Source organism: Streptomyces sp. NPDC003393, assembly GCF_053589015.1.
On record NZ_JBSFRB010000013.1, the window covers coordinates 120,313 to 139,534 of the forward strand.

A 19,222-nucleotide genomic window follows, 5' to 3' on the forward strand; every position below is an offset into this window, starting at 1 on the left:
CCTCGTGTGCGGTGGTCAGTGGGGCGTCAGTACATCGCCATCCCGCCGTTGACCGCGGCCGTGGTACCGGTCATGAAGGAGTTGTCCTCGGCGGCGTAGAAGGCGACCGCCTGGGCGACGTCGGCCGGGTCGGCCAGGCGGCCCAGCGGCGTGGCGGCCACCTGTCGCTGCCTCGTCGCCTCGTCGAGCACGTCATCGGTGATGCGGGACGCCACCGGGCCGGGCGAGACGATGTTGGCCGTGATGCCCTGCGGGCCGAGTTCCTGCGCGAGATATCGGGCGAACTGCTCGAGTGCGGCCTTGGAGACGCCCAGCGCGATCATGCCCGCCCGGGGCCGGCGGCTGAGTCCGGTGCCGATGTAGATGAGGCGCCCCCAACCCTGCCTGGTCATGGCGGGCAGTACGGCCTTGGTGACCGCGAACGCCGCGTGCATCTCGGCATCGATCTTGCCGCCGAGTTCTTCCCACCTCATGTCCTGGAACGACTTGACCGCATAGGGGATGAGCGCGTTGTGCACGAGCACGTCGATGCCGCCCCAGGCCTCCCAGACCTGCCCGACCATGCGCTCGACAGCGGCCTCCTCGCGCACGTCGGCCTGCACGGCCATGGCCTGCCCGCCTGCGGCCTCGATGCCGGTCACGACCCTCTCGGCCGCCTTGCTGTGGCTGAGGTAGTTGACCACCACGCGCATTCCTCGCGCGGCCAGCAGCCGCGCCGTGGCCGCTCCGATCCCGCTGCCGGCCCCGGTCACCAACGCCACCCTGGCAGCCGTCCCGGTCATGGGCCCACCTCCTGATCGTCGTCACGGGCCGTCGGGATGACCGCCCGAGGTCGTTCACCGACGATGCCCTGGTCCGCCGGGCGGATCGCACCGCAGAGAACGGTGCAGGCGGTGGCCCGCTGCGGAGCACCCCAGGCCGTACTGCGGGTGAGGAGCGCATGTACCAGTACCGTACGTCCGCGCCCGCCGGCCCCGCAGGGAGACCGCTGCCGATCCCGTCACGGAGGCTCTTCCCACGACGGTGTGTTCGCCGTGTGTCAGGTTTTGAGGACGAGCGGAAGGCCACGCAAGGCCCGCGCGGCGTCCGCGCGTTGCACGTCGACGAGAAGACGGTGCGGGTCCAGTGCTTCCAGCCGGCCGCGGTGAACAGCCCCATGAGGATCAGTGCCCCCTCGATGGGGGCCGCGTCGGTCGCTTCGCCCGCCGGACCGCGCGACGTACGCCTGCGGCCGCACCGGCATCCTGGGGGAGCCGGGCGGCCGGAGGTGCGGGTTGCGCGGGTCAGGACACGGGGAAGCCCAGGTCCGGACCGGTTGCCGTCTCGGTGGGATCCGGCCAGCGACTGGTGACGACCTTGCCGCGTGTGTAGAAGTGCACGGCTTCGCTGCCGTACATGCGGTGGTCGCCGAAGGCCGAGTCCTTCCAGCCGCCGAAGGAGTGGTAGCCCACCGGCACCGGCATCGGCACGTTCACGCCGACCATGCCGACCTCGACCTCCAACTGGAACATGCGGGCCGCGCCGCCGTCGCGGGTGAAGACGGCGGCGGCGTTGCCGAACGGGGAGCCGTTGATGATGCCCATGGCTTCCTCGTAGGTCTCCGTGCGGAGCACACACAGGACCGGTCCGAAGATCTCGTCGCGGTACGCGTCCGAGTCGGTGCTGACCTTGTCCAGGAGCGAGATGCCCATCCAGTGCCCGTTCTCCAGGCCCTCGACCGTGCAGCCGCGGCCGTCCAGCACCACTTCGGCTCCCTGGGCGGCCGCACCCGCGACGTACCGCGCGACCTCGTCGCGGTGCGCCCGGGTGACGAGCGGGCCCATCTCCGACGCCGGGTCGTTGCCCGGTCCTGTCCTGACCTTCGCGGCGCGCTCGGCGATCCGGGAGACCAGCGCGTCGCCCGCCGAGCCGACCGCGACCACCACGGAGACGGCCATGCAGCGCTGACCCGCGGAGCCGTAGGCGGCGGACACGGCGGCTTCGGCCGCCGCATCGAGGTCGGCGTCGGGCAGCACCAGCATGTGGTTCTTCGCGCCGCCCAGCGCCTGGACGCGCTTGCCGTGGGCGGAGGCCCTGCTGTAGACGTGGCGGGCGACCGGCGTGGAGCCCACGAACGACACCGCCGCCACGTCCGGGTGGTCGAGCAGCGCGTCCACCTGCGACCTCGTCGCCCTGCACGATGTTGAGCACACCGTCGGGCACGCCCGCCTCGGCCGCGAGCTCCGCGAGGAGTATGGCCTCGGACGGGGCCTTGCTGCTCGGCTTGTGGACGAAGGTGTTCCCGCAGGCGATCGCCATGGGGAACATCCACATGCTGATCATCGCGGGGAAGTTGAACGGTGAGATGCCGACGACCACACCGAGCGGCTGGCGGATCGAAGCCACGTCGACGTGACTCGACACCTCGGTCGACATGTCGCCCGCGAGCGCCGTGCCGAGCCCGCAGGCCAGCTCGACGATCTCCAGGCCACGGGCCACCTCGGCCAGCGCGTCCGCGTGGACCTTGCCCTGCTCGGCGGTGATCAGCGCGGCGAGGTCGTCGCGGTGCGCGTCCAGCAGGGCGCGGTAGCGGAAGAGGATCGCGGTCCGCTGAGCGAGCGGGGACCGGCTCCAGGCGGCGAAGGCCTCCTTCGCCGCGGCGACCGCCGCGTCGACCTCGTCGGGGCCGGCCAACGCTACCCGCGTGGTGACCTCTCCGGTCGCGGGGTCGGTCACGGGTCCCCAGGCGCCGGACGCGCCCGAAAGGTCTCCGCAGGGCTTTCCCGCGACCCAGTGGGTGACGGTCTTCATCGGCAAGACTCCTTCGAGGGTGACGGCGCCGGGCCGCGAGGTTCCTGTCGTCGCACCTCAGGGACCTCGGCCGCGCCCGGAGCGGGCCACGTCTTCGGCCAGGGGCACGTGCCGCCGTGGCCGAGCGGGCGCAACTGCTGCTGCCAGGAACGTATGGCTCGATGTTGCGAGTTGTGGCAGATCAGAGGCCCGGGGCGCGAAGTGCCTCCCTCTTGTCCCGCACTGTGGTGGCGCGGGTCACTCGATGCCGAGCGGCAGACATGCGGCTCCTCGAGATCCGTCTCTCGCGGGTCCGAGATCGAGCGGTTGAGCCACCGCGCGTCCGGCCCGTCGGTTCCCGGGGCCGGCCCCAATGCCAAGCGCTCGATGTGTGCCATGCGGCGCTTACATCAGGACATGATCGACATGGGCGCAGCGACCCGACCATAGGGTTCGGCGAATGAATGGTTCCCCGTGCGCCGGCCCTCCCGCACCTACGGCAGACAGTACGAAGCGTCGGCTCCTCGGCCCCAGTTGGTTCGCAGCAGTGATGGGCACCGGGGTCGTCGCCGACGCGGCGGTCACCCTGCCATGGACATTCCACGGACTGCTGACCGCCGCCACGGTGGTCTGGCTGGGCGCCGCGCTCCTGCTGACACTGCTGGCCGTCGGTTACCTCCGGCAGCGGGCGCTGCGGTTGCACGCCGGTGATCCGGTGATGGCCCAGTTCTTCGGCGCGGCTCCGATGGCACTGCTCACGGTGGGCGCCGGGTCTCTTCTGCTCGGCCGTCGGCTGATCGGGGCCGAGGCGGCGCTGGACGTGGACTGGGTGCTGTGGTCGCTCGGCACCGTACTCGGGCTCGTCACGGCATGCACGGTGCCTTATCTGATGGTCACGCGGCACCGCTTCGGGCCGGACGCCGCGTTCGGAGGCTGGCTGATGCCGGTGGTGCCGCCGATGGTCTCGGCCGCTACGGGCGCGCTGCTCGTCCCTCACGCACCGGCGGGACAGCTACGGCTCGCCCTGCTGTTGGGCTGCTACGCGATGCTCGGGCTCGGCCTCGTCGCCACGCTGCTGGTGCTCGCCATGATCTACGGTCGGCTGGTGCACCACGAGGCACCCGCTGGTACGGCGGTGCCCACGGTGTGGATCGGGGCGGGGGCGTTGGGACAGTCGGTGACGGCCCTCGGCGCGCTGGCGACTGCGGCGCCGGGCGTGCTGCCCGCGCCCTATGCGCGGGGCACCGAGGTGCTCGCGCTGCTGGGCGGGATCGTGGTCTGGGGCTTCGCCATGCTGTGGGTCGTGCTGGCCGCGGGGCTGACGGTGCGGACGATCTGGGCCGGGCTGCCTTTCGCGCCCACCTGGTGGTCCTTCATCTTCCCGGTGGGCGCCTGCGTGACCGCCACCTGCGCCCTCGCGGCGCGGACCGGTTCGGACGTGTTCGCCTGGGTGGCCGTGTTGTTCTACGGGCTGCTGGTCATCGCCTGGGTGGTCGTGGCAGGCCACTCTCTTCGCCATGCCGCCGTGCACATGTGGCACCGGCCCGTGGCCGGGCATGCGCGCCGGAGGGGTGTCGAACCGGACGTGCGGTTCGACGGGGCGATCGAGCTCCGGGGCACCGTCCGTACCACCGCCGGCGGCCGCCCGATCCCGGAGGCCCGTGTCACTCTTCTCGACCCGGCCGGCGACGTCGTCGGCGTGACCCTGACCGCCGCGGACGGCTCCTATGCCTTCACCGACCTCGACGGAAACCATTACACCGTCGTGGCTGCGGGATATCCGGCGCAGGCCATGCCTCTTTCCCTCGAAGGCAGCGGCCGGGACGTCTTCGATCTGACGCTGGCGCACGAGGAGAGCTGAGCAGTCGGCTGCACCTCGCTGCGGGCCTGCTCTGCACGGCGCCCGGGACGCATGCGCGACTGAAGCCGGCGGTGACCACGTTCCCGCGCGGGGCGTGTGGGTGCATGAAGCAAAGCCGACCGGGCTCGAAACATGATCCGGGCAGCTTGTTCGTGCGACGCTGGCGGAGCGACCGGCCGGGACGGTGATGCGCGTTCGTGGCGCGAGCCGATCGGTCCGCCGACGGCCGGACGGTCTTCCGGTCCTCACCTGCGGTGTGCTGTCAGATGCCTTCCCACTCCTTGCGCAACGCTGTACTCCCGCATATGTCCGTGCCGCCGCGCTCGACCACGTGAGCAAGCGCCTTATGGCGCGCAGCGAGGAGATCGCGCAGCTCATCTCCGCGGAGAACGGAAAGCCGATCAAGTGGACTCGCGTAGAGGTCGGCCGTGCGGTGTCCGTGTTCCGGCTCGCCGCGGAGGAAGCCCGCCGCTTCAATAGCGGTGAGGCTCAGCGGCACGACACTGACGCCAGCGGCCAGGCCCGACTGGCGCTCACCCGCTGCTTCCCGAAAGGCGTTGTGCTGGGTGGATCACGCCGTTCAACTCCCCGCTGAACCAGTGTGCCCACAAAGTCGCCCCGGCTATCGCGGCCGGCGCCCCGATCATCCTGAAGCCGGCGCCCGATACTCCGCTGACGGGTCTGATCATCGGTGACCTCCTTGCCGAGACCGAACTGCCGGCCGGTTCATGGAGCATCCTGCCGGTCGCCAATGACCGGATGCGGGGGCTGGTGCAGGACGAGCGCCTGCTCGTTATCTCGTTCACCGGCTCCGAGAGGGTCGGGTACGCCATCATGGACTCCGTTCCCAGAAAGCACTGCACGTTGGAGCTCGGCGGGAACGGTGCTGCCGTGGTGTTGGCCGACTTTACGAGCGACGAGGATCTTGACCGGGCCGCCGCGCGCATCGCTACGTTCTCCAACTACCAGGGCGGACAGTCCTGTATCTCTGTGCAGCGTGTGATAGCTGACGCCGCGGTGTTCGACCGGCTGTTGCCGCGTATCGTCGCAGCCGCGTGACCGTGACGCGGACACGCTCTTGTCTTTGCCGGGCGGGCACAATGCATTCTCTTGCGGCGATCAGATCTGGTTGAGTCCGCCATCGACGAACAGCTCGGATCCGGTCACGAAGCTGCTCTCATTGCTGGCGAGAAACAGTGCGGCAGCTGCGGCCTCGTCCGGGTGCCCCATCCGGCCCAGCGGAATCTGGCTGGCGAAGACGTCCCTCATCTTCGCGGCCTGGTCGGCGTCTGCGGCCAGGCCGGTGATGCCCGGGGTGACGATCGGGCCGGGAACCAGGGTGTTCACTCGGATCGCGCGGCCGCTGAGTTCGTTGGCCCAGGTGCGGGAGAAGGAACGGACCGCGGCCTTGGAGGCTGCGTATACGCCGAAGGACGCGCCGCCCGAGGTAGCGGCAGTCGATCCGGTCAGGATCACCGAGGCGCCGTCGTTGAGCAGCGGAATGGCCTTCTGGACGGTGAAGAGCATGCCTCGCACGTTGATGTTGAAGGTGGTGTCGAAGTGCTCCTCGGTGACCTGCTCAAGCGCGGCGAACTCACCGCCGCCCGCGTTGGCGAACAGTACGTCGATGGACCGGCCTTGCTCGGCGACAGCCGCGTAGAGGCGGTCGATGTCCGCGAGGTTCGCGATGTCGCCCTGGACGGCGGTGGCTTCCCCACCGATCTCGGCCAGCGCGGCGTCGAGGGCCTCCTGCCGACGGCCGGTGATGAACACGTGCGCGCCCTCACGCGCGAATCGCTTGGCTGTGGCCAGTCCGATTCCGCTGTTGCCTCCGGTGACGACTGCCGTCTTCCCGTCAAGCTGTCCCATGATCGCTTATCCCTGTCCGGTGCAGACGCCAAAAATCGTGCACCATGTGTCGTTGCAGTGTTACAGCCCGGAGCGGACAGCCCCGGACCACTTATGGACTGTACGGTAAAGAACTACGTTGTGGACCGCTCGGGCAAAAACGTGACTGCATCCACACCGCCGAGCGGCGACGAGCCGGCCGGCGCCGGTCCACCCGCCTGGACGCTGGGGCGCCGGGGGCAGCCGTGCGCCACACACCCCGCCACCACCCAGCCTGTCCCCCCTGTGTGTCGCATGCAGCCGGGCGCCCACGATCTGGACCGATAGGTCAAGAAGAGCGTATGCTGTTGAACATGGGACGACCGCGGAATTTCGACGAGAACCAGGTTCTGGAGTCTGCGCGCGAGCAGTTCTGGAATCAGGGGTACGCGGCTACGTCACTGCAGGACCTGACGGACGCCACCGGACTGGGCAAGGGGAGCCTGTACGGGGCCTTCGGCGACAAGCGGCAGCTGTTCCTGCACGTGCTGGACGGGTACCGCGACGAACAGCTCAACGGCGTCCGGGCGGTCCTGACCGGGCCCGGTACGGCCTTCGAACGCCTGACCCTGCTCGTTGAGGGCGTGGCCAAGGGATTCACGGAGGACCCGCAGCGGCGCGGCTGCCTTCTGGTCAACAGCACGTCCGAGCTGCACAGCAATGATCCGTACGTCGTCTCCCGGGCCCGGAGCAGCTACCAAGCGGTCGAAGATCTTCTGATCGCCTGCGTGAAGGAAGCTCAGGACGAGGGGACGGTCGAACCGGGGGCGGACGCCCAGGAGGTCGGGCGGCTGCTCCTTGCCGTCATGCAGGGCATCGAGTTTCTCGCGAAGACCGGCATGGACGGCTCAGCTCTGCTGCAGATAAGCCAGGCCGCCCTCAAGCAGCTCTCCCGACACTGACCATCCTGCGGGCCCGCACCCTTCACAGGTGACGTGCCGACCGGCAGGGACCCGGGTGGGCCCGCTTGAGCCGGCTGCGAGCACGCGCATTACTGCCCTCCGAACACCCCCACGAGTGGCCCCGGGTAGCCGTCCCAGCGCGGTTGACGGTCTACCCCTTTCACCATGCCCTTGAGCAGGCACTCCGGCCGGGCGGCTGCGCCGCAACGCGGGCCGGACGACGCTCCGGCAGCCGGGCGGCGCCGGCCCATTGCGCGCGGGCCCTGACGGCACGGTCTCCGGGCTACCCAAGTCCGCGCGGGACCTCGCTCGCGCCTCACTTCCGCACGCCGACGGCGATTCGCCAACTGGCGACGGCAGCATCTCGACCGCGATCCGCGACAACGACGGAAACCCCATCAACGTCTTCCAGCAGGGCGCAAGCCCGACCGGCTGACACGGCGAACCCATCGCCCAGGCTGCCGAGCCAGTTTCAGGCGCTCCGGACATGGTTGCCCGGGACATCTTTGAACCGTCCCTCCCGGCGGCCAATTTACAGCGCCACTGGCCGGCAGGGTCCTGAGTTAACGGCAGCGCCGCCGTTGACCCAGGACCGGGGGACGGCGCTAACTGCGCGCGAACTCAAGCAGGTCCTTGTTGAAGATCTCGGCGTACTTGGGCACCATCGCAAGGCCATGAGGTGCGCCCTCGTAGACCTTGTACTGCGCGCCCTTGACGATCTTGGATGATTTGGCGCCCGCGGAGACGATGGGCACGATCTGGTCGTCGTCGCCGTGCACGATCAGTGTCGGCACATCGACCTTCTTCAGGTCCTCGGTCGTGTCCGTCTCGGAGAATGCCTCGATGCAGTCGTAGGCGCCCTTGATGCCGACGGTCATGCTCCAGAGCCAGAATTCGTCACGCGTTCCCTGGGAGACGGTCGAGCCCTCACGGTTGGCACCGTAGAACGGGGCACTGAGGTCCTTGTAGTACTGCGAGCGGTCCGTGAGCACACCCTGGCGGATCTCGTCGAACACCTCGATCGGCAGGCCCTCGGGGTTGGCTTCCGTCTTGAGCATCAGCGGCGGGATGGCGCCGAGCAGGACCAGTTTGGCGACCCGTGCCGTGCCGTGCCGGCCGATGTAGCGGGTGACTTCGCCGCCGCCGGTGGAGTGCCCGACCAGGATAATGTCGCGCAGGTCTTCGGTTTCGACGACCGCCGCAAGGTCGTCGGCGTACGTGTCGAGGTCGTTGCCGTCCCAGGGCTGACCGGAGCGTCCGCCACCGCGCCGGTCGTGAGCGATGGCGCGGAATCCGTTGTCCGCCATGAGCTTCATCTGGGGGTCCCAGGCGTCGGCGGTGAGTGGCCAGCCGTGGGAGAAGAGCACGGGCTGTCCCGAGCCCCAGTCCTTGTAGAAGATCTGCGTGCCGTCCTCGGCGGTGGCGAAGGGCATGGTTACGCTCCTCTCGATGTCCGCTCGCGGGCCCCTTGCTCACGCCCTCCGGGGATGTGACGGGAAAGCGGCGCCCATGAGGTCAACATAATTGCGAGGCAGCGATTCAGCGCGTCTGGAAACACCGCTTCGGTAAGAGTGGGACGGCCGTTGCCTGACAGGCGAGGACGTGGTCTGTCTCGTACGGTGGTCCTTACATGCCGCGGGCACATCCACGGTCAGGAGAATTCACCGGTACGCCACTCGAGTGAGTCTCCCGGGCACAGTCACCCACCCGCCCTGAACATCACCACTGGTGGCGGACGGCAGCCAGGTGATCACGGGTCGTTACTACTCGTTCTGTGACACGCGGAGGGCAGGACATGGGATCCGACGTTGACGTGCTGGTCGTCGGTGCTGGTCCAGCGGGGTTGCTGCTCGCAGGTGACCTGGCCGAGGCCGGAGTGCGCTGCACCGTCGTGGAACGGCGAGAAGGGGAATCCCAACTGACACGCGCATTCGCCGTTCACGCCCGAACGATGGAGCAACTGGACGCCCGCGGCCTCGCCGACGACCTGCTGCTGACCGGCCTCCGCAACCCGATCTTGCAATTTCTGCGGATCGATCTGTCGCACCTGCCGACCCGTTACCCCCACGTGCTCGTGACGCCCCAGTACAACACCGAGCGACTGCTCCTGTCCCGCGCCCTGACACACGGCGTGAACATCATGCGGGCCCACGAAGTGACCGGCGTCCAGCAAGACCCGAGCGGTGTCGACGTCACCGTGAAGACACCAGCCGGCGCCGAACACATCCTGCGCGCAGACTTCGTCGTCGGCGCAGACGGACGAAACAGCTGCGTGCGCCAGTCCCTCGGCCTGCCATTCCCCGGCCGCTCCGCCGTTCGCTCCATGATGCTCGCAGACGTCCGGATGGCTGATCCGCCAAAGAAGCCGCCCACCGTGGCAGCGACCGGAGACGCCTTCGCCATTGTCGTCCCGTTCGGCGACGGCTGGTTCAGGGTCATGGCCTGGAATCGCCACCACCCCATGCCCGACAACGCATCGGTCGATCTGGAAGAAATCAAAGACGTCGCCCGCCAGGCGCTCGGCAGCGACTTCGGCATGCACGACCCTCGCTGGCTCTCCAGATTCCACAGCGACGAACGCCAGTCACCCCGCTACCGAGTAGGCCGAGTATTCCTCGTTGGCGACGCCGCCCATGTCCATTCGCCGGCCGGCGGCATGGGCCTCAACACCAGTATCCAGGACTCCGCAAACCTGAGCTGGAAACTCGCAGCCGTTCAGCGTGGCCGCGCACCAGACACCCTGCTCGACAGCTATCAGAACGAACGGCACCCGGTGGGACACCGGGTTCTGCGGATGAGCGGGGCACTGCTCCGCGGCGTCCTCACCACACCACGGGCATTGTGCGGCCTCCGTGACTTGTCAGCGCGTACGGTGCTGCAAACCCCACCAGTGGCCCGACGACTGGCCATGGCAATCTCGGGAATCGACATTTCCTACGCCGCCAAGGTCGGCGCGCATCCCCTTGTCGGGAAGCGGGCACCTGACGTCCCCCTCAGCGACGGACGCAGACTCTACGAATCCCTCCGTGAGCGACGGTTCGTCCTTGTCACACCGTCCGACACGGAACGCTTCCCCTCACTGATCACAGAGTGGGCCGGCGAGGTGGAGATCGTATCCCCGAAGGGCGCTACCAAAAAGAGTGTTCTGGTCAGACCAGACGCCTATATCGCATGGGCCATCTCGGACGAGTCACCTGAACATCGCATCGACGCGGCCAGTAAAGCATTGACCGAATGGTGCGGCACACAGGGCTCCAGCTCTGTAGCCCCTTCACCCGACTAAGAGGGCGTTTGGAGGCGCTTCTTGTGGGCGTAGTACGTGGAAGGGGCGATCTTGCAGTCGTGTGCGGTGAGCGTCCTGCAGATCGGCTCGACCCCGCCGAAGCGGTCCCGGTGCTCGTCGATGAACGCTACGAGCGCGTGTGTGGCCGGTCGAGCTCGGCCGCGAAGAAACTCGCCGCGGCCTTCAGGATCTCGTTCGCCCGCTTCAGCTCGGCGTTCTCCTTCTTCAGCGCCTTGAGCTGGGCGGACTCCTCCGTCGTCGTCCCCGGACGCTGCCCCGCGTCGATCTCTTGCTGCTTCACCCAGTTCCGCAGAGTCTCGCGGGAACCGATGCCGAGCTTCTCGGTCACCGCCTGCAAGGCGGCCGTCTCATTCGGGTAATGGTCGCGTACTTCGGCAACCATGCGCACCGCGCGACGGCGCAGCTCAAGCGGGTAACGGGAGGGTCGTGCCATGACTCGATCCTTTCACGGAATCGAGTCTCTACCTGACACGGGGCGGTTCACGAGACACTAGAGCCTCGGCCTCGGAAGCCAGATATAGACGGCGCTGCCGCTCGTCCAAATGCGGCAGCACCACCGTGAACTTCGCATCCAGTACCGCCGGGACTTCATCCGGAATCGCCACAACAGCCCATCTACCGCACAGAGCTCAGGCATTGGCCCGAATCCGGCAGTAGTTAAATTACAGCTCCTGAACCGCTTCCAGTTCGTTTTCCCGGCGAAATACTTGGCCGCCTTGCGCAGGATGTCCCGCTCGGTGGCCAGTTTCCGCTCGCTCGCCTCAAGCTCGGCCACCCGGGCCTCCAGCTGCCGGATCCGCTCGTCCGGGTCGGCGGAGGGTGCCGACGGTCCTGCCCGGGCCAGCGCTGCCCTGCCCTGCCGAGCGGCCGCGGGGGCGACTTCGCGACGTTCCCGGTCCCGCAGCACCCACTCACGCAGGGTCGCCCTGTTCATGCCCAGGTCAGCGGCGATGCTCTTGTAGGTCGTCCCGGGCGTGGACTCAGGGGGAGGCACCCACTTCTGGCCCGGGCCGGTTGACTGAGCGGGACGCCCGTGGCAATCGATGACGTCCCTGCTGCTGTGCACTGGCGCACGCAGTCCTGACTCGCGGGCGCTCAAGCAGCAGGGATCGATCAATCAATAGCGACCGTCCGCTACATATTCGGCGGATGGATCCGCAGCGCATGGATCTGGCGTGCGGCGTGCCGTTCGCCTTTCAGACGAGGTTCTGCGCAGCCTTCTGCCGGGATGCATGTGCGATGGCATCCATGAGCTGGTGGCGGGTGTGGGCGTAGGCGAAGTCGGGAACGATGTTGGTCCCCTCGCGAAGGTCTCGTCCCAGGTGGGTGTAGAGCGCGGCCACATTCCTGGCAGGACCGACGAGCCCGTCGGGGATGCCCGCCGAGTACTCGGCGGGTACCTCGAGCGGCGACACTGTCGCATCGTCGCCGAAGCCGGCCTGGAGGGTGAGGTCGGTCACCTGAATGTTGCCCCAGGGGGCGGTCAGGACGATGTCACCGTCCGTGCCGTTGATCTCCCAGCGGAAGTTGTCGCCGCGCGAGGTACCACCGCGGTAGAAGACCGAGGCTGCGGCGCCGTTTTCGAGAGTGCCGAGCACAGAGATCTGGTCCGGGGCCGTCACCGGGATGACGGCGTTGCCGTCGTCGGTCACGGTCACCTCCGTGCGGCCGCGCACCAGATTGGACGACAGGTGCTGGAACTCCCCGAGGGTGACGTTGAGCGCGTCGATGGCGTGGAGAGCAGCGCCGGAGAGAGGAGTCGCGCCCTGGCTGTCGTCGAACCAGTACGTGTGCGCCTTAGTGGTCCGCCCGTTCCACACCATGCCGGACCCGACCAGGGTGGTGCCGATGACCCGGCCGATTCGGCCGTCCTCGATCAGGCGCCGTGCGTAGCGCAACTCGGGGTGGTAGCGCCCTTGGAGGCCGATGACGGTGCGCACCCCGGCGGCCTCTGCACGTCGGGTCAGCTCGGTGGCCTCGGCAAGGTTCAGGGCCAGCGGCCACTCGGAGTAGACGGTCTTTCCAGCATCGATCGCCGCGGAGACCAGCTCCCGGTGGTGCGGGACCTTTACCGCTACAACGACGACGTCGACTCCCGGGTGGGCCAGAAGCGCGGCGTGGTTGTCGAAGGCCGCCTCGACGCCGAACTCCTGCGCGGCCGCGTCCGCCGACTCGCGCCGCGAGGTGCTGACAGCCCGCAGCTCGAAGTCCCGCAGGGCCTTCAGGGCGGGAATGTGGCTGATGGAGGCCCAGCCACCGGGGCTGCCGCCGATGATTCCGACACCGATGGTGCTCATGTATTCACTCCTGTGTGCGTGGCCCTGCGCGGGCCGAGGGATGGTGGTCGGCGACTACTTCTGTGCGGGGGACGTCGTCCAGTTGGGGACGGTGTCCACGCGGAACCGGGACAGCACGGTGCTGGAGATGTACCAGTGGCCGTTGATGCGCTGATAGGTGTCGTGATACTGACCGTAGCCGTGGAAGCCGTTCTTGTAGCTGGATCCGGGTGGGAAGCTCACGTAGTCCTCCATCGCCCAGGTCGCCGTGGCACGGTTTCCGCGCACCTGGATTTCGGGCAGGAAACCCTGGTGGGCGGTCGGGGCGTCACCCAGGAGCGCTGCGGTCTTCTCGGCGAGCTCCTTGCCGCTGCTGTACTTGGCGCCCACATCGATGGTGGGGTGGGCGGTGAAGAGGGCGGCCAGCTTGGACCACTGCTTGCTGTCGAGGTAGCGGAAGTAGCGCGCCTTGACCTGACGGATGTCCTCGACGTCAGCGAGCCGCTGCACCGTAGCCGCGTCGCCGGCCGCAGTGGTATGCGCCGTGGATGCCGACTGGGAGGCCCAGGCCGTCGCACCCGCGCTTCCTCCGACCAGCAGTGCGGCTACCGCGGCTGCGCCGACCGTACGGGAGCGCCATGCCGAGGGATTGCGGTGTTCGTGCGTGCTCATGCTGGTTTCCTTTCGATGCCGCCTCGGTACGTGGGCGACAGTCACTGAGTTCGGGGCCCTGGAGCGGCCGGCCTGGCACTCAGCCGAGGGAAGCGCCTCGCTATCGGTGTGTCGCGGTCAGGCGCCCTCAGCTCAGTGAACCCTATGTGGAACGGAATGGCAAGAAAAGGCGAGCATATCTGTATCGAGCGTTCTGAGGCGGCGTCGCGACTCGGTCCATGAGGGCGGGACACCTGGCAGACGGAGGCGGCGGTGCGGGACAGCCCGCGGCGGGCTGAGGAGGGTCCGGTCGACGGCCGTGCTCGCTTCCGCAGGCCTGTCGCCGGTGCTCGGACGCCACGCTGACAGTGCCAGACTCTGCGGCGCTTGCCGCGGTGATGACCCAACGCCGCGACCTGGTGCGCGAAACACCCCACGTGTTGCCCGACGAGCTCACAGTCGGATCACCAGCGCGGTACACGACCAGAAATTATTTGTCGATCGTTCTTCATAGAGGTACGGTGGGTGTATGGCACGCACTCGTGAGTTCGACACCGAAGCCGCCGTCACCGCGGCGATGGAGGCGTTCCGGAACACTGGATACGGTGGCACGTCCGTGCGGGATCTGGCCGAGGCCATGGACATCGGCAGTGGTTCGCTGTACGCGGCCTTCGGTAACAAGGAAGGTCTCTACCTGGCGGCACTGGACTTGTACCGGCGGCGCTACGCGCTGCCGTTCATCGAGATGCTGCGCGCCGGTGGTGACGTGCGGGAGACGGTTCGTGCGGCTTTCGAAGCGGTGATAGACGAGATCACCTGTGGCCCCGGTCAGGCGTCCTGCCTGATCGTAGGAGCGGCCATGGAGCGAGCGCACAGCGATGCCCAGGTGGCCGAGAGACTCCGCACGACCACGCAGCTGCTGGAACTCACCCTCTTCGAAGTGATCGCCGAGGCGCAAAGGCGCGGTGAGATCGCGGCCGACCGGAGCGCTGCGGATCTTGCCGGATTTCTCGTCATGACCTTCCAGGGGCTGCGGGTGATGGGTGCCATCAATGCCGATCGCACCGCGTTGACGCGGGCTGCGGAGGTCGCCCTGCACTGCCTCGGCTGAGTTTGCGGCGCCGTGACCGCCCGCCCGGGACCGGCGCTGGGTCTCGCCGGGAGCGGGGTCTTCTTCTATGGATTTACTTTAACGAACGCTCGAGAATGAAAGTACCACCGTCTGATGGGCCCCGAAGAAGGCGCGTTCACCCCGGCCCGGCGCATCCGCCAACGCAGCGCGGCCGACCATTCCGGCCCACGAACGACATCCCAGAGGAATCCATACCATGTCCCAAGACATCCACCAGCCCGATCCCCGGCGCTGGTTGGCCCTGTTCTTCATCGCTGTCGCCCAGTTGATGGTCTTCCTGGATGGGGCGATCATGAACATCGCCCTGCCTTCTGCCCAGCAGGATCTGCACTTCACCGACGGCGGCCGGCAGTGGGTCATCACCGCATACGGCTTGGCCTTCGGAGGTCTGCTCATTCTGGGCGGACGCCTGGGCGACCTCTGGGGGCGCAAGAGGGTGTTCGTGATCGGATTGGTCGGCTTCGCCCTGGCCTCGGGCATCGGCGGTGCGGCACAGAACCTGCCCACGCTCCTCACTGCCCGTGCCCTCCAGGGAGTCTTCGGCGCGCTCCTCGCGCCAGCCGCTCTGGCGCTGATCTCCCTGGCGTTCACCGACGCCAGGGAGCGCGCCAAGGCCTTCGGCGTCTACGGTGCCATCGCCACCGCGGGCGGCGCCCTGGGCCTCCTGCTTGGCGGGATATTCACCGAGTACACCGACTGGCGCTGGGGGTTCTACATCAATCTGCCCATTGCGGCCATCGGCATCATCGGTGTGCTGACCGTGGTGCGCGACCCGGGCGCGCACGCAGAGGGCGGCCGGCTGGACGTACCGGGGGCCATCCTGGCCAGCGGCGGCGCCGTCGCCCTGGTGTTCGGCTTTGCCAAGGCGGAGAGCAACGGCTGGGGTGCGGGTGTGACCGTCGGTATGTTCGTCCTGTCCGCTCTCCTGCTGGCGGCCTTCGTCCTGCTTGAGGCCAAGGTGGCATCGCCGCTGCTGCCGCTGCGCGTACTCACCGAACGGAACCGTGCGGGCGCCTATCTCTCGCTGGCCCTGTCAGTCATGTCCATGTTCGGCATGTTCCTCTTCCTCAGCTACTACTTCCAGTTGGTGAAGGGATACACACCGGTGCAGAGCGGAGCGGCTTTCATCCCGATGGCGGCCGCGCAGGCCATCGGCTCCACACAGATCGGCGCCCGCCTCTCTCACCGGGTCCGGCCCGGCCTCCTGATGGGCGCCGGTTACGCGGTGTCCGGCGCAGGCGTGCTGATGCTCGCCCTGCTCGACGTCGATTCCTCGTTCGGGTACATCGCAGTGGCCGAAATCGTAGTGGGCGCCGGTATCGGCACGGCGTTCCTGCCCGCCTTCAGCCTGGGCGCCCACGGTGTCGAACCCCGCGACGTCGGGGTCGCCTCCGCCATGACCAACACGTCGCAGCAGATGGGCGGTTCCATCGGCACCGCGTTGCTCAACACCATCGCCGCGAGCGCCACGACCGGATACGTCGCCTCCCGTCACGGTGCCGCCTCCCTCTCCGGCCTGTCACTGGTGCACGGCTACTCCGTCGCCTACTGGTGGGCTACCGGATTCCTTGCCGCGGCGGCACTGATCGCGTTCGTCGCCGTCAACGCCGGCAAGTCGAATCACGAGCCGGTCGTCGCGGCCAAGAGCACGGAGACCTCGGAGCTTCAGGCCGCCGAGTAACAGGTGCAGGCTCACCAGGGCCGCCGGTGGGGACGCGACGCGGGCCGCGGGCGGCCTGCCGCGCCGACAGTTGGGCATGAGCGTTTCCATGGCCGTCTGCGCAGGGTACGCCCCTGCCGCGCCGGCGTCCTGGTTCGTTCCGCTTCCGGCCAGCGTCCGTGCGTGGTGTCCATGCCCGGTCAATGCCGGCGGGCACGGTCCACGCATCAGGCCGATGCAGTCGTCAGCGGCTTGGGCAACGGCCGTAGTACGTCGGGTCTGTCGCTACGGCGGTCACGCCGACAGTCACGAAACACACCCGACACCATCTATGTAGGTTACCTTGATGGGTAGATCTCGTCCTCTTTCTCCCTTTTTTGTGACGCAAGGGGATTCACTTGCCGTGATTGACACCGGCTTGACAGGTGTCTCTGGGCTGCCAATAGTGGTGCTCCCCACCACCATGGAGGCACCGTGCACGATCAAGACGAGTACCTGTACTTCCTTAGCCGCGCCTTCGACGGCATGTTCGAGGCACTGGAACGGCTGGGCGACGACCTCGGAAACACCGCACCGCCGCTGCCTGACGCCAACTCCCCTTACGCCATCGCCCACCACTGCGTCGCGGTGGCTGACTATTGGATCGGCCACGTGATCGCGGGGCGTCATGTCCTGCGGGACCGGCCGTCCGAGTTCACGGCGAAGGGGACCGTGCAGCTCCTGCGGGGGGAGGTCGATGCTCTCCTCGCACGCCTGCGGGCAGACCTCTTTGAGACACTGCCGACACAGCCGCCGCGCAACACACCTCCTGCCGACTTCGAGGGGCCGGACCGTCCGCTGACCGTGGCAGGCGTCCAGCTTCACGTACTGGAAGAGCTGGCCCAGCACCACGGGCAAATTCAGATCACCCACGATGTGCTGCGTGCGGGAGTCCTGGCATGACGCCCGAACCGGCTCAGAGCATCCCCGGCTTCGACGACCTCGACCTCGATTGGCTACGTGCTCGCAGAAGCGTGAAGTGGAACCGCCCTGATCAGAACGTCCTGCCGGCGTGGGTGGCGGACATGGACTTCCCCACTCCTCCGCCCGTGGTGGCCGCGCTGCACGACGCCGTCGACAGACACGACCTCGGTTACCCGGACTGGCCGGACGGCAGCCCGCTGCGCCGGGTCTTCGCCAAGCGGATGGCCGAGCGTTACGGCTGGACAGCGTCGGCCGATCGGGTGCGCGAGCAGACCGATCTGATCCAGTGTCTCCAGCTCATCCTTCACCTCGCGACGTCGGACGGGGACGCCGTGGCGATACAGGTTCCCAACTACCCGCCGTTCTTCGCGACATTGCGGACGATGAACCGGCGCGTCGTGCCCATCCCGATGGAAGACACGGACGACGGCTGGCGCATGGACTTCGCCGCCCTGGACGCCGCCGTGAAGCGGTCCGGCTGTAAGGCACTCGTTCTGGTGAACCCGCACAATCCCACCGGCCGGATGCTGACGCACAACGAACTCGGCGAACTCGCGGCCATCGCGCGGCGCCACGACCTGCTCGTGATCAGCGACGAGATCCACGCGGAGCTGACCTACGCCCCGCACCAGCACATCCCCTTCGCAAGCCTGTCCGACGACGCCGCGCAGCGCACAGTCACTCTCACCTCCGCGACCAAGGCCTTCAACCTGGCGGCCATCCGTTGTGCCGTCACGCATTACGGCCCCGACCGCCTTCTCACCCTGCGGGACGCACAGCCGCCCGATCTGTACGGCACCGTTTCACCACTAGGCGTTGTGGCCACTCAGGCCGCGTGGGAACACAGCGACGCCTGGCAGCGTGATCTCCTGACCGTTCTGGACCGCAATCGCCGGCGCGTCCACGAAGTGGTCAGCAGGAGGCTCCCGCTGGTCCGGCACCACCTGCCCGACGCCACCTACCTGGCATGGCTGGACACCCGGCCGCTCGGCCTGGGCGAGCCACCGGTGGAGAAGGTGCTGAGGGACGGCAGGGTCCTGCTGGACGGCGGTGCCCCTTTCGGCCCGGAGGCCCATGGTTTCCTGCGACTGAACTTCGCCACCTCGCAACCGATACTGGAGGAGATCCTGGCGAGAGTCACAGCCGCGCTGAGCAGCCGGGAGGGGTGACGTCGGTGCCGGAGACCACCTGGCACCATGGATCTCGTGAATGACTTCGTCTTTGTCAGCGGGCGGCTGTCCCTCGACCTGGCGGGCACCTTGCTCTGGCGACGAAGCCGGCGCATCGAACTGCTGCGTTGTCCGGACGACCTGCGACGCTGGACCGACCAGGCGGGACTACTCGACGCGCCCGGCCCGATGGACGCACGCGCCCTGTGGCGAGTGCGCCGTCTCAGGGAAGCCGTGTACGCACTCATCCGCAGGTGGCCACCGGCACCGGTTTCGGACGTGGAGGTGCAGGAGGCTCTTGCCGAGGTGAACGAGGCCGCCCGGCTGCCGCTTCCGAGGCACCAACTTGATGCAGACGGGCACCTGACCCGTACCGGGGGTATTGACGAGATACTCGGCGCAGTGGCCCGGGATGCTGTGGATCTGCTGGGTGGTGACGAAGTCGCTCGCGTGAGGGAATGCCTGAACGAGGACTGCACCCGCCTCTTCGTGGACCTCTCGCGGTCCGCCAACCGCCGCTGGTGCGGCATGGCCGAGTGCGGGAACCGGCACAAGGTGGCAACGTACCGCAAGCGGAGGCAGCAGGAGGCGCGCTGACCACTTAGGCTCTCGCCAGGGCGGCTCTGCCTTCGCAGCGCGCTGCTGTCT

13 protein-coding genes and 4 pseudogenes are annotated in these 19,222 nt (G+C 67.9%); 9 read left to right on the forward strand and 8 right to left on the reverse strand.

The features are described from left to right. Positions 1 to 26 precede the first annotated feature (26 nt). Positions 27 to 782 (reverse strand): SDR family NAD(P)-dependent oxidoreductase, encoded by a 756-nt coding sequence (locus tag ACWDUZ_RS15905; protein ID WP_451632390.1) that lies wholly within the window; start codon positions 780 to 782, stop codon positions 27 to 29. A 501-nt stretch (positions 783 to 1,283) separates the two neighbouring features. Further along, positions 1,284 to 2,851 (reverse strand): annotated as a pseudogene (locus tag ACWDUZ_RS15910) (CoA-acylating methylmalonate-semialdehyde dehydrogenase). Positions 2,852 to 3,229: 378 nt separating this feature from the next. On the opposite strand from ACWDUZ_RS15910, the gene ACWDUZ_RS15915 reads away from it, so the two are divergent. Both ACWDUZ_RS15915 and ACWDUZ_RS15920 read left to right on the forward strand, forming a co-directional pair. Next, entirely contained in the window at positions 3,230 to 4,630 is a 1,401-nt protein-coding gene (locus tag ACWDUZ_RS15915) for an SLAC1 family transporter (RefSeq protein ID WP_451632391.1), read from the forward strand. A 295-nt stretch (positions 4,631 to 4,925) separates the two neighbouring features. Then, a pseudogene (locus tag ACWDUZ_RS15920) lies at positions 4,926 to 5,683 on the forward strand (aldehyde dehydrogenase family protein); the annotation flags it as partial. 66 nt (positions 5,684 to 5,749) lie between these two features. Here ACWDUZ_RS15920 and ACWDUZ_RS15925 read toward each other — a convergent pair. Beyond that, the gene (locus tag ACWDUZ_RS15925) at positions 5,750 to 6,499 is read right to left on the reverse strand and encodes a glucose 1-dehydrogenase (RefSeq protein ID WP_451632392.1); all 750 of its coding nucleotides are present in this window, start codon (positions 6,497 to 6,499) and stop codon (positions 5,750 to 5,752) included. A gap of 332 nt (positions 6,500 to 6,831) precedes the next feature. On the opposite strand from ACWDUZ_RS15925, the gene ACWDUZ_RS15930 reads away from it, so the two are divergent. Continuing rightward, positions 6,832 to 7,419 (forward strand): TetR/AcrR family transcriptional regulator, encoded by a 588-nt coding sequence (locus tag ACWDUZ_RS15930; RefSeq protein ID WP_451632393.1) that lies wholly within the window; start codon positions 6,832 to 6,834, stop codon positions 7,417 to 7,419. A 605-nt stretch (positions 7,420 to 8,024) separates the two neighbouring features. Here ACWDUZ_RS15930 and ACWDUZ_RS15935 read toward each other — a convergent pair. Next, positions 8,025 to 8,852 carry an alpha/beta fold hydrolase gene (locus ACWDUZ_RS15935; protein ID WP_451632394.1) on the reverse strand — a complete coding sequence of 276 codons (828 nt, stop codon included), beginning with the start codon at positions 8,850 to 8,852 and terminating at the stop codon, positions 8,025 to 8,027. Positions 8,853 to 9,214: 362 nt separating this feature from the next. Between ACWDUZ_RS15935 and ACWDUZ_RS15940 the strand changes: the two genes are divergently transcribed. Then, positions 9,215 to 10,702 carry an FAD-dependent monooxygenase gene (locus tag ACWDUZ_RS15940; RefSeq protein WP_451632395.1) on the forward strand — a complete coding sequence of 496 codons (1,488 nt, stop codon included), beginning with the start codon at positions 9,215 to 9,217 and terminating at the stop codon, positions 10,700 to 10,702. On the opposite strand, the pseudogene ACWDUZ_RS15945 reads toward ACWDUZ_RS15940, so the two are convergent. From ACWDUZ_RS15945 to ACWDUZ_RS15960, 4 genes and pseudogenes are all read right to left on the reverse strand, one after another. After that, a pseudogene (locus ACWDUZ_RS15945) lies at positions 10,702 to 11,156 on the reverse strand (transposase); the annotation flags it as partial. The gene ACWDUZ_RS15940 and the pseudogene ACWDUZ_RS15945 sit on opposite strands and share 1 nt — an antisense overlap. Before the next feature lie 348 nt (positions 11,157 to 11,504). Next, positions 11,505 to 11,789, reverse strand: a pseudogene (locus ACWDUZ_RS15950) (transposase); the annotation flags it as partial. Between the two features lie 130 nt (positions 11,790 to 11,919). Beyond that, positions 11,920 to 13,020: a Gfo/Idh/MocA family protein gene (locus ACWDUZ_RS15955; protein WP_451632396.1), complete on the reverse strand. Its 1,101-nt coding sequence runs from the start codon at positions 13,018 to 13,020 to the stop codon at positions 11,920 to 11,922. A 54-nt stretch (positions 13,021 to 13,074) separates the two neighbouring features. Further along, positions 13,075 to 13,671, reverse strand: a complete 597-nt coding sequence (locus ACWDUZ_RS15960) for a nuclear transport factor 2 family protein (protein ID WP_451632397.1) — start codon at positions 13,669 to 13,671, stop codon at positions 13,075 to 13,077. Positions 13,672 to 14,179: 508 nt separating this feature from the next. On the opposite strand from ACWDUZ_RS15960, the gene ACWDUZ_RS15965 reads away from it, so the two are divergent. From ACWDUZ_RS15965 to ACWDUZ_RS15985, 5 genes are all read left to right on the forward strand, one after another. Next, a complete protein-coding gene (locus ACWDUZ_RS15965) occupies positions 14,180 to 14,761 on the forward strand; it encodes a TetR/AcrR family transcriptional regulator (protein WP_451632398.1) in 582 nt (193 codons plus the stop codon). A gap of 217 nt (positions 14,762 to 14,978) precedes the next feature. Next, positions 14,979 to 16,463: an MFS transporter gene (locus ACWDUZ_RS15970; RefSeq protein ID WP_451632399.1), complete on the forward strand. Its 1,485-nt coding sequence runs from the start codon at positions 14,979 to 14,981 to the stop codon at positions 16,461 to 16,463. 453 nt (positions 16,464 to 16,916) lie between these two features. Then, on the forward strand, positions 16,917 to 17,384 hold the full coding sequence (locus tag ACWDUZ_RS15975; protein WP_451632400.1) for a DinB family protein: 468 nt from the start codon (positions 16,917 to 16,919) through the stop codon (positions 17,382 to 17,384). Then, complete coding sequence (locus ACWDUZ_RS15980) at positions 17,381 to 18,574, forward strand: MalY/PatB family protein (protein WP_451632401.1); 1,194 nt, start codon at positions 17,381 to 17,383, stop codon at positions 18,572 to 18,574. Before ACWDUZ_RS15975 ends, ACWDUZ_RS15980 begins: the two co-directional genes overlap by 4 nt. Positions 18,575 to 18,601: 27 nt before the next feature. Beyond that, positions 18,602 to 19,171: a CGNR zinc finger domain-containing protein gene (locus ACWDUZ_RS15985; protein ID WP_451632402.1), complete on the forward strand. Its 570-nt coding sequence runs from the start codon at positions 18,602 to 18,604 to the stop codon at positions 19,169 to 19,171. The last annotated feature ends 51 nt before the right edge of the window (positions 19,172 to 19,222 follow it).

Excerpts from the sequence above, each read along its gene's own strand:
- ACWDUZ_RS15940 (WP_451632395.1), top strand. The coding sequence starts at position 9,215 with ATGGGATCCGACGTTGACGTGCTGGTCGTCGGTGCTGGTCCAGCGGGG.
- ACWDUZ_RS15915 (WP_451632391.1), top strand. The coding sequence starts at position 3,230 with ATGAATGGTTCCCCGTGCGCCGGCCCTCCCGCACCTACGGCAGACAGT.
- ACWDUZ_RS15965 (WP_451632398.1), top strand. The coding sequence starts at position 14,180 with ATGGCACGCACTCGTGAGTTCGACACCGAAGCCGCCGTCACCGCGGCG.
- ACWDUZ_RS15930 (WP_451632393.1), top strand. The coding sequence starts at position 6,832 with ATGGGACGACCGCGGAATTTCGACGAGAACCAGGTTCTGGAGTCTGCG.
- ACWDUZ_RS15955 (WP_451632396.1), bottom strand. The coding sequence starts at position 13,020 with ATGAGCACCATCGGTGTCGGAATCATCGGCGGCAGCCCCGGTGGCTGG.
- ACWDUZ_RS15935 (WP_451632394.1), bottom strand. The coding sequence starts at position 8,852 with ATGCCCTTCGCCACCGCCGAGGACGGCACGCAGATCTTCTACAAGGAC.
- ACWDUZ_RS15970 (WP_451632399.1), top strand. The coding sequence starts at position 14,979 with ATGTCCCAAGACATCCACCAGCCCGATCCCCGGCGCTGGTTGGCCCTG.
- ACWDUZ_RS15985 (WP_451632402.1), top strand. The coding sequence starts at position 18,602 with ATGGATCTCGTGAATGACTTCGTCTTTGTCAGCGGGCGGCTGTCCCTC.
- ACWDUZ_RS15905 (WP_451632390.1), bottom strand. The coding sequence starts at position 782 with ATGACCGGGACGGCTGCCAGGGTGGCGTTGGTGACCGGGGCCGGCAGC.
- ACWDUZ_RS15980 (WP_451632401.1), top strand. The coding sequence starts at position 17,381 with ATGACGCCCGAACCGGCTCAGAGCATCCCCGGCTTCGACGACCTCGAC.
- ACWDUZ_RS15960 (WP_451632397.1), bottom strand. The coding sequence starts at position 13,671 with ATGAGCACGCACGAACACCGCAATCCCTCGGCATGGCGCTCCCGTACG.
- ACWDUZ_RS15925 (WP_451632392.1), bottom strand. The coding sequence starts at position 6,499 with ATGGGACAGCTTGACGGGAAGACGGCAGTCGTCACCGGAGGCAACAGC.